General features: G+C 64.5%; 17 protein-coding genes. 8 read left to right on the top strand and 9 right to left on the bottom strand.

Annotation, left to right across the window (positions count from 1 at the left end):
* Position 1: 1 nt before the first annotated feature.
* The 5 genes from XH89_RS02370 to XH89_RS02350 all read right to left on the bottom strand — a co-directional run bounded on the left by XH89_RS02370 (position 2) and on the right by XH89_RS02350 (position 5,435).
* Positions 2 to 874 (bottom strand): protein-glutamate O-methyltransferase CheR, encoded by an 873-nt coding sequence (locus XH89_RS02370; RefSeq protein ID WP_194465544.1) that lies wholly within the window; start codon positions 872 to 874, stop codon positions 2 to 4.
* 34 nt (positions 875 to 908) lie between these two features.
* Positions 909 to 1,298, bottom strand: coding sequence for a PleD family two-component system response regulator (locus XH89_RS02365; RefSeq protein ID WP_194465543.1), 390 nt, complete (start codon positions 1,296 to 1,298; stop codon positions 909 to 911).
* 35 nt (positions 1,299 to 1,333) lie between these two features.
* A complete protein-coding gene (locus XH89_RS02360; protein WP_194465542.1) occupies positions 1,334 to 1,810 on the bottom strand; it encodes a chemotaxis protein CheW in 477 nt (158 codons plus the stop codon).
* A gap of 23 nt (positions 1,811 to 1,833) precedes the next feature.
* Positions 1,834 to 4,608: a hybrid sensor histidine kinase/response regulator gene (locus XH89_RS02355; protein ID WP_194464158.1), complete on the bottom strand. Its 2,775-nt coding sequence runs from the start codon at positions 4,606 to 4,608 to the stop codon at positions 1,834 to 1,836.
* A 419-nt stretch (positions 4,609 to 5,027) separates the two neighbouring features.
* Positions 5,028 to 5,435 (bottom strand): response regulator, encoded by a 408-nt coding sequence (locus XH89_RS02350; protein WP_194468341.1) that lies wholly within the window; start codon positions 5,433 to 5,435, stop codon positions 5,028 to 5,030.
* A gap of 510 nt (positions 5,436 to 5,945) precedes the next feature.
* On the opposite strand from XH89_RS02350, the gene XH89_RS02345 reads away from it, so the two are divergent.
* The 4 genes from XH89_RS02345 to XH89_RS02330 all read left to right on the top strand — a co-directional run bounded on the left by XH89_RS02345 (position 5,946) and on the right by XH89_RS02330 (position 8,422).
* Complete coding sequence (locus XH89_RS02345; protein ID WP_194465541.1) at positions 5,946 to 6,656, top strand: Crp/Fnr family transcriptional regulator; 711 nt, start codon at positions 5,946 to 5,948, stop codon at positions 6,654 to 6,656.
* 194 nt (positions 6,657 to 6,850) lie between these two features.
* Positions 6,851 to 7,546 (top strand): Crp/Fnr family transcriptional regulator, encoded by a 696-nt coding sequence (locus tag XH89_RS02340; protein ID WP_194465540.1) that lies wholly within the window; start codon positions 6,851 to 6,853, stop codon positions 7,544 to 7,546.
* A gap of 133 nt (positions 7,547 to 7,679) precedes the next feature.
* Positions 7,680 to 8,075 (top strand): Hpt domain-containing protein, encoded by a 396-nt coding sequence (locus XH89_RS02335; protein ID WP_194465539.1) that lies wholly within the window; start codon positions 7,680 to 7,682, stop codon positions 8,073 to 8,075.
* Between the two features lie 98 nt (positions 8,076 to 8,173).
* Entirely contained in the window at positions 8,174 to 8,422 is a 249-nt protein-coding gene (locus XH89_RS02330) for a hypothetical protein (RefSeq protein WP_194465538.1), read from the top strand.
* A 41-nt stretch (positions 8,423 to 8,463) separates the two neighbouring features.
* On the opposite strand, the gene XH89_RS02325 is transcribed toward XH89_RS02330, so the two are convergent.
* A complete protein-coding gene (locus tag XH89_RS02325; RefSeq protein WP_194465537.1) occupies positions 8,464 to 9,084 on the bottom strand; it encodes a helix-turn-helix transcriptional regulator in 621 nt (206 codons plus the stop codon).
* A 340-nt stretch (positions 9,085 to 9,424) separates the two neighbouring features.
* Here XH89_RS02325 and XH89_RS02320 point away from each other — a divergent pair, with 340 nt between their 5' ends.
* The 3 genes from XH89_RS02320 to XH89_RS02310 all read left to right on the top strand — a co-directional run bounded on the left by XH89_RS02320 (position 9,425) and on the right by XH89_RS02310 (position 12,847).
* Positions 9,425 to 10,588: a hypothetical protein gene (locus tag XH89_RS02320; RefSeq protein ID WP_194465536.1), complete on the top strand. Its 1,164-nt coding sequence runs from the start codon at positions 9,425 to 9,427 to the stop codon at positions 10,586 to 10,588.
* Positions 10,589 to 10,923: 335 nt separating this feature from the next.
* Positions 10,924 to 11,349: a hypothetical protein gene (locus XH89_RS02315; RefSeq protein WP_194465535.1), complete on the top strand. Its 426-nt coding sequence runs from the start codon at positions 10,924 to 10,926 to the stop codon at positions 11,347 to 11,349.
* 283 nt (positions 11,350 to 11,632) lie between these two features.
* Positions 11,633 to 12,847, top strand: coding sequence for an EAL domain-containing protein (locus XH89_RS02310; protein WP_194465534.1), 1,215 nt, complete (start codon positions 11,633 to 11,635; stop codon positions 12,845 to 12,847).
* Positions 12,848 to 12,859: 12 nt separating this feature from the next.
* On the opposite strand, the gene XH89_RS02305 is transcribed toward XH89_RS02310, so the two are convergent.
* Entirely contained in the window at positions 12,860 to 13,720 is an 861-nt protein-coding gene (locus XH89_RS02305; RefSeq protein ID WP_194465533.1) for a DMT family transporter, read from the bottom strand.
* Between the two features lie 107 nt (positions 13,721 to 13,827).
* Between XH89_RS02305 and XH89_RS02300 the strand changes: the two genes are divergently transcribed.
* A complete protein-coding gene (locus XH89_RS02300; RefSeq protein WP_246767717.1) occupies positions 13,828 to 15,249 on the top strand; it encodes a PLP-dependent aminotransferase family protein in 1,422 nt (473 codons plus the stop codon).
* Here the strand turns inward: XH89_RS02300 and XH89_RS02295 are convergent.
* Positions 15,246 to 15,839, bottom strand: coding sequence for a GDYXXLXY domain-containing protein (locus tag XH89_RS02295; RefSeq protein WP_194465532.1), 594 nt, complete (start codon positions 15,837 to 15,839; stop codon positions 15,246 to 15,248). The two genes, XH89_RS02300 and XH89_RS02295, sit on opposite strands and share 4 nt — an antisense overlap.
* Positions 15,836 to 17,107, bottom strand: coding sequence for a DUF2157 domain-containing protein (locus XH89_RS02290; RefSeq protein WP_194465531.1), 1,272 nt, complete (start codon positions 17,105 to 17,107; stop codon positions 15,836 to 15,838). The genes XH89_RS02295 and XH89_RS02290 overlap by 4 nt, the downstream gene beginning before the upstream one ends.
* Positions 17,108 to 17,282 lie beyond the last annotated feature (175 nt).

Below are 17,282 nucleotides of genomic sequence, written 5' to 3'. Positions count from 1 at the left end.
ACTACCGTCCTGCCATCGCCACCATCCGCGGCGCCTCGATAGCCGGCTTGGCTGCCGCGGCACGCGGATCGTTCGGCTTGTAGAGACCGCGGCGATCCGCGATCGGCCTGAACGTGTCGGTCAGTCCGACCACGGTCTCCGCAGCGCCCAGCACCAGGAATCCGTCGGGCTCGATCTGCCTGGCCAGGCGGTTGAAGATGTTGATCTTAGTCTCCTGGTCGAAATAGATCAGCACGTTGCGGCAGAAGATGACGTCGAAGGTGCCGAGGTGCGAGAAATCCTGCAGCAAGTTGAGCTGCCGATGCTGGACCATCGCGCGCAGCTCGGGAACGACCTGCCAGGTCTCGCCGGTCTGCTTGAAATATTTCATCAGCATCTGGATCGGCAGACCGCGCTGCACCTCGAACTGGCTGTAGACGCCGCTCTTGGCCTTCTCGAGCACCTCCTGCGAGAGGTCGGTTGCGATGATCTCGACACGCCATCCGGTGAGCGCCGCGCTCATCTCCTTCAGGGTCATCGCCAACGAATAGGGCTCCTGCCCGGTCGAGCCGGCGGCGCACCAGATTCGCACGCTGCGCTTGGCGGCGCGGGCCTTGAGCACCTCAGGCATGATGGTGTCGCGGAAATGATCGAACGGGACCCTGTCGCGGAAGAAGAAGGTCTCGTTCGTGGTCATGGCTTCGACCACGCTGGTGATCAGCGCGCTCGAGCCGCCCTGCAGCTTCTGCACGAGTTCGGGGATGCCGGAGAGTCCGGCCTTGCGCGCCAGCGGCAGCAGGCGGCTTTCGATCAGATATTGCTTGTCGGCGGACAGGTCGAGACCGGAGCGCTCTTTCAGCAACTTACGCAGATACTCGTAGTCGGGCGCGTTCACAGGATACCTCTTGACGCTACTGGCACGTATGTTTTCAGGCAGCGGTCTCTTCTTCGCGCGCGACCAGCCCGACTTCTTGGAACTTCGCCAACACGATGTCCTTGTCGAACGGCTTCATGATGTACTCGTTGGCGCCGCCGCCCATCGCCTTGGTGATGTGATCGATGCCGTTCTCGGTGGTGCAGAACACGACCTTGGGCTCGTCGCCGCCGGGCATTCGGCGCAGCGTGCCGAGGAACTGGAAGCCGTCCATGACCGGCATGTTCCAGTCGAGCAGAATCGCTTCCGGCATGGCCTTCTTGCAGTGGACCAGCGCTTCGACGCCGTCTTCCGCTTCGATGACCTGGAAGCCCAGCGCTTCGACGATACGGCGCGCGACCTTGCGAACGATGCTGGAATCGTCAACCACCAAACAGGTCTTCATCTGGATTCTCCGGCTTAAATATCTTTTGCGAAAGCTCAGGCAGCCATCTGTACTTCGGTTTTGAGCTCGAGGACGCGATCGACGTCGAGGACGACCATGAGCTGGCCGTCGAGACGGTGAACGCCGCCGGCGAGCTTGGCCATGCGGGGGTCGAGGTTGACGGGGTTCTCTTCCTTGCCGTCCTCGGGCAGGCGCAGCACCTCGCCGATCTGGTCGATCAGCAGGCCATAGGATTCACCGCGAAGGTCGACGCCGACCGCCATCGGGGTCTTGCCGTCCTCGTCCCTGGGCAGGCCGAGACGGGCGCGCATGTCGACCACGGTGACGATGCGGCCGCGCAGGTTCAGAACGCCCGAGATCTCGCGCGAGGACAAGGGAACGCGGGTGACGCGCTCGGGCATGAACACGTCCTGGACGCGGGAGATCGGCAGGCCGAACAGCTGGCCGCCGATCATCGCGGTGACGTATTCGACCATGGCGCCTTCGGTGGACTGGGTCTTCTTATTGCTCATTGCGATCTCTCCTCAGGTCCCGCTCAGGCTGCCGCGCGGCTCAGCTCGGAGGCGCCGGCGGCGCCCGCGGTCTGCTCCTTCAGCGCCGCGATCAGGCCGGGACGGTCGAACTTGGCGACATAGTCGTGGAAGCCGGCCTGACGGCCGCGCTCGATCGCCGCCGGCGACACCAGCGCCGAGAGGCCGATGATCGGCATCGAGCCCAGATTGCTGTCGGAGCGGATAACTTCCGCAAACTCGAACCCGTTCATGTCGGGCATCTCGATGTCGGTCAGCACCACGTCGAAGCTCTGCGCACGCAGGGCCGCAAGTCCCTCCTGCGCGGTCGGCGCGGTGCGGACGCGGTAGCCGGCGGCCTTGAGCACCGGGGCCAGCATGTTGCGGAAGAAGGCGCTGTCGTCGACCAGCAGCACCGACTGCGAGTGCATCGACGGCTTCATCTCCTTGCGGGTGAACCAGTCGGCGAACGCCATCGGGAGGAAGTGGCCGACGTCGATCACCTCGGTCGCCTGGCCCTTGATCACGGCCGAGCCGAGGATGCCGCTGGCCGAGCCGCCGACCTCGATGTTGAGGCGTTCCTCGACGATGTCGATGATCTCGTCGACGACGAGGCCCATGGAGCGGCCGTCATCGGCGAACACCAGGATCGGCTGGGCGCCCTGGCTCGCAACGGTGACGCCCTCCATGGAGACGAGCGGCATCAGCTGCTCGCGATACTGCACCATGTGGCGGCCGTTGGAGAACTCGATCTTGTCGGCGGGGAGCTCTTCGAGGCGGGTGACGAGGCCGAGCGGGACCGCCTTGGGCTGCGCCGAGCCGGCGCGGAACACCAGGAGCGAGGTGGTCTGCTCGCCAGAGCCGATGTGGAGCGCGCCATTGTCGTCGCCCATGTCATGGGCCGAGGAGCCGGCGGCGCCGAGCGCCTTGGCAATGCCGTTGGGGTCGATGATCATGATCACGGCACCATCGCCCAGGATGGTGTTGCCGGAGAACATGTCGATGTGACGCAGTTTCGTCGACATCGGCTTGACCACGATTTCTTCGGTGTGGAAGACGCCGTCGACCACGATGCCGAAGGTCTGGCTGCCCACTTGCGTGACCACGATGAAGCCGTTCTCGGGATCGCTCGCCGCGCCGTCGTCGATCTTGAGCAGCTTCTTCAGGTGGATCAGCGGCAATAGCTTGTTGCGCAGGCGGAGCACAGCCGTGTCCTTGATGCGCTCGATGCGGTGCTCGCTGTTGGCGCGGGCGCGCACCAGCTCGACCACCGAGAGCTGCGGGATGGCGAAGCGATCGCCGGCGGCTTCCACGATCAGCGCCGAGACGATCGCGAGCGTCAGCGGGATCTTGATGGTGACGGAGGAGCCTTCGCCGGCGACGCTCTTGATGTCGATGGTGCCGCCAATCTGGTCGATATTGGTACGCACCACGTCCATGCCGACGCCGCGGCCCGAGACCGAGGTGATGGCGGCCGCGGTCGAGAAGCCCGGCGCGAAGATGAACTTGTGGATCTGGGCTTCGCTCATCTTCTCCAGCTCAGCCTCGGTGACGAGACCTGAGGAGAGCGCCTTGGCCTTGATCTTCTCGGTGTTGAGGCCTCTTCCGTTGTCGGCGATGCAGATGATGATGTGACCGCCTTCGTGATAGGCGGAGAGGCGAATGGTGCCCTGCTCGCCCTTGCCGGAAGCCAGCCGCTCGGCCGGCGTCTCCAGGCCATGATCGGCGGAGTTGCGCACCATGTGGGTGAGCGGGTCCTTGATCAGGTCGAGCACCTGGCGATCGAGCTCGGTGTCGGCACCGTGCATCTCCAGCTCGATCTGCTTGCCGAGTTCGCTCGAGAGGTCGCGGACGATGCGGGGCAGCTTCTGCCAGGCATTGCCAATCGGCTGCATGCGCGTCTTCATGACGCCTTCCTGCAGCTCGGCGGTGACGTTGGAGAGGCGCTGCAACGGCACCTTGAACTCGGTGTCCTCGTTGCGGCGGGAGATCTCCAGGAGCTGATTGCGGGTCAAGACCAGCTCGGAGACCATGGTCATCAGATGCTCCAGCGTATCCACGTTGACGCGGATCGACTGGTTGGCAATGCGGTCGCCTTCGACCGCACTCTCGTCGGCCATCGACTTCTTCGGCGCGGCCTTCTCCTTGGCCGGCTTGGCAGCGGCCGGGGCTTCCGCGACCGGCGCGGGCTCGGCCTTCACTTCGGCCTTGGCAACGGGCGCAGGCGCCGGGGCTTCGATCGCGGTCTCGCGGAAGGCGCGCTCGAGCTCGTCGAGCGAGACTTCGCCCGGACGCAAGGGGCGCTCCAGGGTCTGGTCGACCAGCGAGCCCGTGGTCATCTCCTTGGCGGGAGCGGCAGCAGGTTCTTCCGGCACCAGCGGCGGAGCGTCAGCGACAGGAGCAGCACCGGCCGCCATAGCGGCCATGCCCTGCTCGACCATCGCTTCCAGCTTGTCGATGAGATCGCGGTCGTTGCCCTCGGGCTCGGCTTCGGTCGCTTCCAGCCCTGCGAGGATCTCCTTGATGCGGTCGATCGAGGACAGGATCACCGTCACGGCCTGGCCGGTCACCGGCATGCCGTCGCGGAATTTGCCCATCAACGTCTCGCCGGCATGCGCCAGCGCTTCAAGCCGCGGCAAACCTAGGAAGCCGCACGTACCCTTGATGGTGTGGACCAGGCGGAAGATGTTATCCAGGATCTTGGCGTTGTTCGGCTCCTGCTCGAACTTCACCAGCTGATTGTCGACGGTGTCCAGGCTCTCGCTGGTCTCCGTCAGAAACTCCCGCAACAGATCATCCATGAGCTACGCCTTACTGAGCTGGACCTCGTCGCCTGCCCCCGCGCCTGGAATCGGCGGAAGTCCGCTCCTAGATCGTTAGACAACCCATTTCACGGTCCCGTTAATTTCATCCTCCGTGCTAATACGGATATTGAAGCGAAATTTCTGTTCGGCCGCATGGGGCTAAGGTTTTCCGCAAATCCGGCATCCGGCATCACGTCGGAGACGCGGCAGGTAAACGCGCGGATAACGGCGTCACGACCAGCGCAAAAAATCGAGCCAATGGTCGGGGGGATATGCACGGACCGCGCGAATTGAATCAAATCACGCACGATCGGAATCGCGGGTGCGACCTTCCGTCGAAGCTTCGAAGAAATCCGCGAAATCCGCGCTCGCGGTAAACAAACTCTTACCTTACGGGCCTCGCCGGCGCCAAAGTGCTAACCCAATCGCGCAGCAGCGGATTGGTGCTCGGCGAGACAGTCCCTGATCGCAGCCAGCAGCGCGTTCGGCGTGAACGGCTTGCGCAGGCAGCGCGCAGCGCCGAGTTCAAGCGCCATCCTCAGGAAGTCGGGCGCCGGCGAGTTCAGATCGGCGAAGGCATAGCCCGACATCGCAATCAGCGGAATGGCGGGCGCGCGGTCATGAAAGAGCCGGATCGATTCGAACCCGCGCATGTGCGGCATGAAGATGTCGATGATCATCAGGTCGAACTGTTCGTTCTCGAGGGCGCGAAGCCCCGCCTCTCCGCCATCCGCAATCGTGACCCGAAAATTGTTGCGCTGGAGATAGATCTCGATGGCCATGGACACCATCGGGTCGTCGTCGACAACGAGAATATGGCGCAGACCTTCTGTCGTCGTTTGAATTTCCCGCTTCGGCGATTCAATAATTGAACCGTGGCGCACGCCTTTCTCCTCTTGCTTGCATTGAAATCGTGATGGCCGCACGCGCGGTCGGCATGGTGCGACATGCGAACGGGATAAACGCGAGATCTGCGGCGAGGTTGCGCAGTGGCGCGAAGCAATGTCTGACGGCGAAAGAAAATCGGCGAAGCAACAAGGAGGCGTCGACCGGCGAATGTCCCAAGGAGAGGCAGATGCGATATCTGTCGTGGGTTGCCAGCTTTCGGCTCATGAGGCTCCCTGCCACGCTTTCCCGGCTGGCGACGCACACTGGCCCGGCCGGGCGTGCGCACGGATCAGCGCGGTTCTCATTTCCGCCACAAATGCGGCGGCCTGTCTGCCCTCCAACGGGTATATGGACAGCTGCACAACCTTTACAATATATTTATACCGTCGCGCAACTGGATCTCGAATACGCGGCGCCGAGCTCCATGGAACCGGGCTGGATTCTGTATGACTGCGAGCGGCCCACCGCCCAACCGGTTGCTGCAAATGCTCGGCGCAGCAGACTTTGCTCTGTTGCGTCCTCATCTCGTCACGATCGAGTTGGTCAGAGAGTCTGTCCTGGGCGAGGCAGGTTCGACGCTTCGACAGGTTCACTTCCCGCACCACGGAACAGTTTCGATCACGGTGAGCCTGTCGGAAGGACAGAGCATCGCGGTGGCGATGCTCGGCCGCGACAGCGTTGTCGGCGGCGGCGCGGCGCTTGCGGACGGGATGGCGGCGTCAGACGCCGTCGTGCTCTTCCCAGGAACCGCCTCTGCGCTTGACGTCACCGTGTTTCGAACCATCGCCGCCGCCAGCATACCGTTCCGCAACCTGATGATCCGGAACGAGCAGGTGCTGCTTGCACATGCGCAGCAATCCCTGCTCTGCAATACGCTGCACCCGGTCGAGGCGCGTCTGGCGCGCTGGCTGCTCCGGGCCCGAGACCTGTCGGACAGTGAAATCCTGCCGCTAACGCAGGAGGCTTTGGCCCAGATGATGGGCGTGCGACGCAACGCCATCTCGCTTGTCGCGCACGAGCTGCAACGTGCCGGAATCATCCGCTACAGCCGGGGCCAGATCGAGATTACCGATCTGCCCGCGCTGGAAGCGACCTCCTGCGACTGTTACGCCGCCGTGAAGGCCCATCACGCGCGCCTGTTGGCGGGACAGCAATGATGCAAGCGCGCCGAATCTCACTGCATGCTGACGTGCACACAAAGCGGTATCGGGTGATTGCCGAACCGCGCCTGTAACACTTAACCAATTGCCAATATATCCCGATCGAAACATATTGGAACCTGTTCGGCGGAAGACGATGATTTCATCACGGGAGCATTCACCGGAGGTGACGGGAGGCAGCTTTGGAAACGATGGTGCGCCCATCCAACGGTTTCCTGTCGGCGCTGTCGGCAGACGATTATGAATTGATCCGTGCACATCTGCGCACGGTCGATCTGCCGCATGACGCGATTCTGGTCGAGACCGGCGAGACGCTCAAGCGCGCCTACTTCCCGCACCGCGGCGTGATCTCGCTGGTCGTGAAACTCGCCAAGGGCGAGCATGTCCAGGTCGCGATGATCGGCCGCGACAGCCTGCTCGGATCGCTCTCGACCATGGGCGATGCTTGCGCGCTGAACACGGCGGTCGTGCTGGTTCCCGGCGTCGCGTCCGTGATAGACCTCGACCGGCTGCGGATCGCGGCCGAACAGAGCCTCACCCTGCGGACCTTGCTGACGCGGCACGGGCTGGCGGTTTACGCGCAGGTGCAGCAGACCGCAGGCTGCAACGCGGCGCATCCGGTGGAGTCGCGGCTGTCGCGCTGCCTGCTGCACACCCATGACCTGTCAGGCGACTACCGGCTGCTGCTGACCCAGGAGGCGATGGCGCAGATGATCGGGGCTCGGCGCAACAGCGTGTCACTGGTCGCCAACACCCTGCAGCAGGCCAATTTCATCCACTACAGCCGCGGACACATCCAGATTCTCAATCTGGACGGACTGCGTCAGACGGCCTGCGAATGCTACGCCACCGTCAAAGCCCAGTACGACCGGCTGCTCGGGCCGTGACCGCACGCACGGAGCGGCGGATGGTAAAGCAAGTGCTTCACTCGGCCCTCAAACACCGCGCATCTCGTGACCGGAACTGCAATCGGAATGGCGTAGATTTCCCGGACGCCGCATAACGGAGACCGGGACAATCATGTTCGACGCCGCATTCGCAGCCACGCCAGGCACGCAGGATACCGCGCCTCAGCTCGCACACGAGCCGCTGCGCGAGGCTGGTGCGTTCGACGCGCTGGTGCGCGAGATCGGCGAGGACGGCGCCCGCGAAGTGCGCGCGGTGTTCTGGAGCGAGACTTGTGCGCGGCTGCAGCTGTTTCGCACGCTCGCGCTCGGCCAGCATCGCGGCCGGATCGCGCACGAGGCGCATTCGCTCAAGAGCACGGCGAGGACGTTCGGCTATATCAGGCTCGCGACGCTGGCGCTGCGGCTGGAGGGTACCGCCGACGCGCTCGACGACGCCGAATTTAGCGATCTGCTGCAGCAGATGGACGCGGCCTTTACCGCCGCAAAAGCGCAGGAAGCGCAGGATTGAGCGCTCCCCCAAAATGCCCGCCGTACTTATACGGTTTGCAATTTTTAGAGATGACTAATCATAGGTGGCGATAGTCCCCGGAAACCAGGAGGGTTTCCATGTTCACCTATGAGACCGGGGATCAGAAAGAGGTCCGTCGCTTCCGCATCGCGCAGTTCAATGGCCGCATGGCAACGGTGAAGGCGGGCGAGTCCACGGTGACGGGTTTTGTCCGCTCCGTGCTGGAGCAGGAATCGACCATCCCGCCACGCTGGACCATCACCATCATCCCGAACACGCCGAAGGAAGAGCCGAAGATGCTCCGGCCGACTTCGCGCGTGCGCCCCTTCGCCGAAGATTATTTCTAGGCCTAACCGCGCCGCCGCAAAGGCGGCGCCGGACGGCAGGCTCAATCGATCGAATGCAGCAGCGCCGCGCGGACGAGGTCCGCAGTGTTGCGCGCGCCGAGCTTGCGCATCGCTTCGGCCCGATGACTCTCGAAGGTGCGTGGACTGATCTGCATCCGCAGCGCGCCCTGCTTGTTCGAAAATCCCTCGCTGATCAGCCTCAGCACTTCACGCTCGCGCTTGGTCAGCCGCTTGCTCGACAGGCTCGAGAGCTCGGAGCCCGCCTCGCGCGGCGCCGCGAGCACGCGCCCGGCCTTCAACTCGGCATCCTCGGTCGTGGACGGCGCAGGCAGACCACCCTTGTGCGGGCCGGCGAGCCGCTTGACCAGACCGCAGACGCGCTCGGTCTGCGCCAGCGCGTTCTCCACCACCTGCTGCAAATAGGCGCGATCGCCCGTAACAGGCGCGAGCTGATCGCTGTGATGCTTGATTTCGCCCATGTAGAGCAGGAGTGCGGTCAGGGGGCCATTGAGCTCGCGGGCGATGGCTGCGGCCATTTCGTCGGCCGCCTTGGCGCGGGCGGCATTAAGACGGACGAAATCGAGCTCTTCGGGCGCAGACGAGCTGCTTTCGAACCATTCCGACGGCCGCGAATCAGTGACCGTATCGTTCTGTGACTCCATGTCACTCATTTAGCGGAACCCGGGGCGTCCTGTGGTTAACTTTCTACTCCGTAAGACTACGGGTATTTTGTCAGTTTTGTGCAAAAACACGGGCGTCGGCACAATTTGTGCTTGTACAGATGCGCATCGGACCATGCAGCGGTTGATGAATCCGCCCAAATCACAGGCAGACGTCCAAATGCCTTATTAAGGATCGCCGCTGCAGCCACCCCTCGGGGTCCCGGATTTTACGGATAAATTAACGGCGGCCTGCTTCTCTTTGTCACAATTGAGAGCGCGCAAATGCCTCCATGCTTTGGGCCGACAGGCCCGCTGGAATCATTGCGAGAGATTGCGTGCCATGAACGAGATCGACCAGCTATCGGAGTTCCTGCAGAAGCTGACGCCATTGTCGCGCAGCTGCCTGCTCAGCGAACTCGAGCGGCTCGAGCTGTGCGGCATCGACATGCCGGGCTCGGCGGAGATCCAGGCCAAGCTGCGCGCCGAATTTCGTAAAGACGGATCGACCCAGGCACGCGCCACCAATCCGTCGCGCTACTTCTTCGCACCGCTTGAGCTGCTGCTGATCGACGGCGCGCCCGAGCACGCCAATGAGGGGCGGATCTCGCGCAACACGCTGACCCCGATCTGGGAGTGGATCTGCCGCGACCTGCTGCCCACCATGGCGCGCGACTACGTCAAGGCGATCAATGACCAGGTCACCGCCAACAATCCCAAGGAAGTGCTGAAGATCGCGACGACCTTCCAGGTCAAGGTCGTCAAGGTGCTCGAGAACACGCTCGCATCGGCGGAGAGCACGGAATCCGCGCGCGCCAAGCTCGCGCAATACACGGCTTCGCGTACCGCCTTCGACGACGTCAAGAAGATGCAGCAGGTGCTGCGCGCCGGCCCCGCGCTGCCGAAGTTCAACGAGCGGCTGCCCGCGACGATCACGAAGTTCGATGACGGCCAGGTCGCCCAGATCACCGCACAGCTCGACGCCTTCAAGAAGGCCAATCCCGAGGCGCTGCCCTTTGCCCTGGCGCTGGTGGCCCGGCGCCTGAAGACGTCATGGCAGCTCGTGCGCCTCGCAACCAAGGCAGCGCCGAGCAAGAGTGCGGCCGACGTCGCCGCTACGCCTTACGCCTGTGTCGTTCCCATGGTGCTGGACCGGCTCGACGACAAGCGCCTGGCACTGAGGATTGCGCTCCGGCACAACCGCGTGCTGGTCGCGCGCGACCTGCTCGCCGAGATCTACGACACCGAATACGCGCTCAAGGTTCGCATCGACGGTCTCGAAAATTGCGAATGGGGCGTCCGGCTTCAGCAATTGATGGATGCGATTGCCGCGCTGGTGTCCGCCGAGGTCAGCCGCTTCCCCGCCAATGTCGGGCACATCCTGGGATCGCGACGGCTGCGCAGCCAGGACACGCTGGGCGGCAAGCTGAGCTATCTTGCCTGGAAGGGCCGCGACGCCGTGCACGACGGCGCGGCGGCATTTCGCAAATTGATCGGGGCGACTTAGGGCCGGCCCGCGCTATTCGGGCGTGTGTGGCAGGCACAGGAAGCGATCGAGAAATCGCCCTGACATCACGACCCTGAACCACCAATAGATCATCCGCCGCGTCGTCATAGCTGCAATTCCTGACAGCCCACCGGCTGCTCGGACCAATAGCGCACGTGCGGCCACGTGGATGTGAGGTGCTTCACACGCGTCGGCCCGGCGCCTTGACGCGTTGTCGCATAACCGTCACGCGCGGCGCTGTAATATGCGCGCATCGCGCGAAAATGAGTTCATGGAGGGAACCCGACGCCCCTACTCTTCGATGCATCGCATGCCACATTGGAAGGACATTGGCGATGAGATCGAACCGACTGACGTTGACGATGATGGTGTGGCTCATGGCCGCGTGCGCGCTGCCTTCGGTGGCGACGGCGCAGACGGCACCGCGGCCTGGCGATGCAGCGCCGACCGCCGACAATGCCGTCCTGCTCACCGTCTTCTTCAAGCACGACCAGTCGCGCCCGCTTGATGAGCTGAACGCGCAGCTCGACAGGCAAGGCTTTCGCAAGGCCTTTCCGCCGGCGGGCGTGGAGGTCGTGAGCTGGTACGTCATGATGGGCATCGGGCAGGTGATCACGCTGCGACTGCCGGCCTCGCGCTTGCGCGAAGTCAACCGCATCATCGAGGATACCGCGTGGGGTCCGTACCGCACCGAGTTCTATCCGACCTACGACTACAAGGCGGTCGGCATGGCCGAGCACGACAAAGCCACAAGCAAATAGGGCGTCCATTATTCAATTGGGCGAAGCCGGCGCAGCCTCGTCCAATTACAGGACACGGCTACGAGCGCCGGCAAACTGCACCCCCGGGAAAATACTGCATGATTGTCGCACGCGCGTCCGCAAGGCGCGGCCAGACGTAAAAACTTCTCGAACGAGATCCGAACAATTTTACAAATGATGGGGGCTTTAACGTTACCCAGATAATTCAACAATCGGCTGAAGCCCTCCTTATTTGAAACTGCTCCCATCGCTAACACCGGTCGCGGAACGGGAGTGGTTTGCGATGAACGATGAAATTGTTGAGTTCGCCGAGCGAAGGCCCAAGACCTTCGGACGGCGAAAAATAACGCCGCGCGCATGCGTCGCCGACGGCAAGCGCCATCTGCGCGCATTCCTCGCCGAAGTGCTGGAGGATCTTGGCTTCGTCACCAGCGAATGTGCCAGCGCCGACGAGCTCAAGACCGTGCTCGCCGGCGAGCTGCCGGATTTGATCCTGTTCGGCGTCGCCGCCGACGGCATCGAGCCCGGCACATTTCTGGAGACGCTGGTGCGCGAGGCCTTTGACGGCAAGGTCCTGGCCGTCGGCGCTCGCGAGTCGATCATCGTCAAGGCCGTGCAGCAGGTCGGGGAGGAATATGGCCTCGCGATGCTGCCGCCGCTCACCACGCCCTTTGCCGCGGAGACGCTGCGCGATCGCGTCGCGATGCTGCTGCCGGACGAGCCGGTGCCGAGCCCGGCCGTGCATGTCGGCGAGGCCCTGCATGCCGGCTGGCTCGAGCTCTGGTACCAACCCAAGATCGACGCGCGCACGCTGATCCGCTGCGGCGCCGAGGCCCTGGTGCGGATGCGGCATCCGACCTGGGGCGTGGTGCCGCCGGCCTATTTCATCCCGGAAGAGCACGACCCGCATCTGCGCGACCTCTCGGAGTTCGTGATCGAACGCGCCGTGCAGGACTGGCATTATCTGCTGGAGCGGCAGAGCCCGGTCGATCTGTCGATCAACCTGCCGGCCTCGTATCTGAAGGAGCCACAGGCAGTGCGCGACCTCTGCCGCCGCGTCCCCACCCATCCGGCCTTCGGCGGACTGACGATCGAGATCGACAGCGAGGAGGCGATCCGCGACCTCGATCTCCTCGCCGAGGTCGCGCGCGAGGTCCGCCTGCACAATATCGGCCTGTCGATCGACAATCTCGGCGCCAACTGGCCGTCGCTGATGGACCTCGGCAAGATCCCCTTCATCAAGGTGAAGGCCGACCGCCACTTCGTCACGGGCAGCGCCAACGACCGCCTCAAGCGCATGGTGTGCCGTCACATCGTCGAGCTCGCGCAGGGCTATGGCGCACGCGCCGCCGCCGAAGGTGTCGAGAGCCGCGCCGACCTCGTCGCAGCGAACGAGCTCGGCTTCGACCTCGTGCAGGGCTTCCTGTTCGGAAAGCCGATGCCGCTGAAGAAATTTGCGCGGGGCGCGCTGACGCGGACGGTGATGGATCAGGCGTGAGGCGCGAAAGCCTCACGCATAGCGCCGTGCGAAGAAGACGCAGACGACCACGAGTGCGGTCGCAGCGATCATGCTCCATGCGATCGGCTCGTGCAGCAGCAAACCCGCCAGCGCGAGCCCGAAGAACGGCTGCAGCTGCTGCAACTGGCCGACGCGCGCGATGCCGCCGATCGCCAGCCCGCGGTACCAAAAGATGAAACCGACGAACATGCTGAAAACAGAGACATAGGCCAGCCCGATCCAGGCCGGTGCACCGACGCCGCTCCATGCCGGCGGCAAGGTCCAGATCGCCACAGGCAGCATCAGCGGCAACGCCAGCAGCAACGCCCAGGAGATCACCTGCCAGCCGCCGATCCGGCGGGACAATGCGGCGCCCTCGGCATAGCCGAGCCCGCACAGCACGATCGCGGCGACCATCAGGAGATCGCCGGTCACTGACGCGGAGCCGTCATTGGACAAGGCAAAGCCCGCGACCGTGGTACTGCCGAGCACCGCGAACAGCCAGAACAGCGCGCGCGGTCGCTCGCTGCCGCGCAGCACGGCGAAAATCGCGGTCGACAGCGGCAGCAGCCCGATGAATACGATCGAATGCGCCGAGGTGATGTGCTGGAGCGCGAGCGCGGTCAGCAGGGGAAAGCCGACCACGACACCGACGGAGACGATGGCGAGCGAGGCAAGATCCCTCCGCTCCGGCCGGGCCTGACGAAGCAGGCCGAGCACAGCTGCGCCGATCAGCGCCGCGATGATCGCGCGCGCAGAGGTGAGGAACAGCGCGGAGAAGCCGCCGACCGCCACCCGCGTCGCCGGCAGCGAGCCGCTGAAGATGATGACGCCGAGAAGCCCGTTGCCCCAGCCGCTGCCAGCAGATTGCATGTCCGTCCCGTTTTTTGAGGCATGATGCTCGGCCGTCACCGGTGGCAAGACCAGTCACAATCCAGTACAATCTGGCAAAACTGTATGGGTGTGGAAGGCCATACACCTTGGACATCGAACCGCAATCGAAAGGCCGCGGCGCAACGCGGACCATCGACGTGATGAGCGCGATCCGCGCCAAGGTCGCCGGTCGCGCGCTTGGCCCCGGTGACCGCCTGCCGTCGATCCGCAGCCTTGCCGCGACGATGGGCGTTTCGCCATCCACGGTCGTCGAGGCCTATGACCGCCTCGCCGCCGACGGCCTGATCCGCGCCCGCCGCGGCTCGGGCTTCTATGTGTCGCCGACCGTCGCGCCGCCGCTTGCATTGACCGAGGTCGAGCCTCGCCGCGACCGCGCGGTCGATCCGTTCTGGGTGTCCAGGCAATCGCTCGATACCGACGAAGCCGTGCCGAAGCCCGGCTGCGGCTGGCTGCCGCCGGGATGGATGCCGGAGGCGGCCCTGCGCCGCGCCACGCGCGCGCTTGGCCGTGCTGACGCCAGCGTGCTCACCAATTACGGAAGCACGGGTGGCTCCCCCACGCTGCGAAGACTTTTGCTCGGGCGGCTGGCTGAAGACGGGATCGAGGCCTCGATCAGCCAGCTGATGCTGACGGGGTCTGGCACGCAGGCGACCGACCTCATCTGCCGCTTCCTGCTCCGCCCCGGCGACACCGTGCTGGTCGACGATCCCTGCTATTTCAATTTTCGCGCGCTGCTGCGCGCGCATCAGGCCAGGATCGTCAGTGCGCCCTACACGCCGTCGGGCCCCGACGTCGCACATTTCGAAGCGATCCTCGCGGCCGAACGGCCGCGGCTCTACATCACCAATTCAGCCTTGCACAATCCGACCGGCGCGACTCCCGCGCTTCCAACGGCGCACCGGCTTTTGATCGCGGCGGCCGCACACGACCTGACCATTGTCGAGGACGACATTTTTGGCGACTTCGAGCCGGAGCGCTCGCCGCGCCTTGCCGCGCTGGATGGATTGAACCGCGTGATCCGGATCGGCAGCTTCTCCAAGACGCTGTCGGCCTCGGTGCGCTGCGGCTACATCGCGGCAAGGGCCGACTGGGTCGAGCATCTCATCGATCTCCAGGTCGCGACCAGCTTTGGCGGCCCGAGCCCGGTTGCGACCGAGCTCATCGCAAACGTGCTGGCCGGCGGCAGCTATCGCAAGCACATGGACGAGCTCCGGCAGAAGCTCACACGTAGCCGGCGCGACGCGGCGCGCAAGCTGCAAGCACTGGGAATTGAGCCCTGGCTGATGCCGCGCGGTGGCTTCTTCCTCTGGTGCCGCCTCGCCGGCGGCCAGGATGCCACCGCGGTTGCGCGCGCCGCCTTGGAAGAGAACGTGGTGCTGGCGCCCGGCAATGTCTTCAGCGTGTCGCAGACCGCGCAAAATTTCCTGCGCTTCAACGTGGCGCATATGAGCGATCCGCGGATGTGGGACGTGCTGCGGCGGGCGCTGAGGACGCAGCCGAGCCGCTAGTACCACGGCTCCTCATACACCGGCTCGCCGTCGAGCAGCAACCGCTTGATCGCGGCGCGGCCGGAGGGGAGCACGGCGGCGACGACGCGCAGCTTCTGCTGGTTGCGGGCTTGCTCGAGCTTCCTGCCCTCGCCCTCAGGCACGAAATAGCTTTCCAGGCCGTATCTGATGGTCAGCCTGTCGCAGAAGGTGCGGCTGTTTGAGCCGCAGGAATAGACGACACGCCCGCGGATCAGGATTTCCGGGGACGTGACCGGTACGGGCTCCGCATGCACCGAAACGGCCTCGTACAGCCCGTTGGCGTCAGGCGCGAGCTTGACGAACACGACGGGACTGCGCTCGGCAGCGGGCTGACCGGCGAGCGCGCCTGCCGGCAGTTGCGAGATGGCATAGCCGAGCGTGACGTAGTCGCCGCGCAGGAGATCGCGGGGATCGACGGGCTGCGTCCGCAAGGTCACCTCGCGGCCGTCGCGCAGGATCTGCATGCGATCGGCAACCATCAGCATCAGCAGCGCGCATTGCAGCAGGATGGCAAGCCCGAACAATACGGCTTTCGGGATACGCTGCCAGAACGCAACAAGCTTCATCATCGCTCGGTCCTCGGCAGTGCGCGATTGAGCGCGGTCGCAAACACCACGGCGATGATGCCGGCCACAGCCAGGAAGGCCGAGCGGCGCAGCAGCGAGCCCTTCACCGCCCAGGTGATGCCCGCAATGACGCCGCCGATGCCGAGCCAGCCGGCGGCAATCCGCGGGCGCACATCGTCGAGCACCCCGGAGACGACGAGGCAGAGCATGGCGCAGAGCAGCGCCGCATAGGCGAACCATGGGTCGCCGGCGGCGGACGCCGGCCATATCGGCGCCGCGACCAGAACGAGGCCGATCGCACATGCCGCGAGGAATTCGCCGGTGCGCCTGGTGATTCCGGCAGAGGCCAGCGCGAGGATCACGCCCGCGGCGCCGCAGAAGATTGCCCATAGCGGTTGGGGCGGCACAGTGCCTGTCCGAAAGCGGATCAGATCGTCGACCGTCGTCACCTCTATGAAAGCAACGGCGGCGAGCGAAAATGCGCCGTAGATCGACAGGACGGATCCGAGCCGGATCGCCCTTGGCGACGGCGCCGCGGCAATCGCGAGCCCCGCGCCGAAAAGGAGGGCCGCGCCGTTCGCGAGCACGAATGACGGCTGGGCGCCCTCGAAGTCGAAGCGAAGCGAGGTCGCGATCCACCATGGGATCGCCGCGACCGCGACGAGATGAGCCGCCACGCGGGAATTCCACGCGAACGCAAGCGCGGCAGCGACGAGCCAGGCCGCCACGAATGAGAGATGAAGCGTATCCGGCGCATCATAGGTGCGCATGCAGGTCCAGATGCAGGCCGCCGCGAGGCCCACCGCCAGCGCGCCGCGCGAGCCGGTCAGGAATGCCGCGGCGAACGCGCCGATCGACCACAGCAGCATGCCGCCGGCAAAATCGTCGCCGAGATGATACATCTGGCCGACCAGCGCGATGCCCGCACCAAAGATGATCGCACCGATGCTCGCGCAGAGATCGGCGAGAACGCTACGGCCGGCCGAGGCGAACCAGGCTCCGAGACCGCCGGCAACGATCATGCCGGCAAGCAGGATCGCGAAGCGCAACAGCCGCGCAATCTCGGTCCAGTGCGCCGCGACGAAAGCCAGGAAGGCAGCCGCAATCAGCAGGCCGCCGACGATGGCAACGATTACCGCGATATTGATACCCGGCGAGAGCGGTGGCAGCGCGTTGCGGATCGAGGCGGCGGCCGCCGGCGCGATGACGCCGTCGGATTCCCATTGCGCAAGGTCAGCCTCTAAGCGCTGCCGGTAGGCCCTGTCGAACATCGTCGTTAATCACCTGGCTCCCGGACGGCGGGATGTTGCTAGGTCGCCCCCTGCCGGCAGCAGGTTCAAAGTCACGCAGACATTCCCCACTGGCGAGACCAATCTATCATCGCGCAAACTGCCTGCAAATGTGGGGAGCGACGGCCTCTTGCGTCAAAATAATCCCTCGATTTCC

It is taken from the genome of Bradyrhizobium sp. CCBAU 53340 (assembly GCF_015291645.1).
Taxonomy (GTDB): Bacteria; Pseudomonadota; Alphaproteobacteria; order Rhizobiales; family Xanthobacteraceae; genus Bradyrhizobium.
The sequence above is the reverse complement of the archived record's forward strand: the minus strand, read 5'-3'. Positions and strand labels throughout refer to the sequence as shown.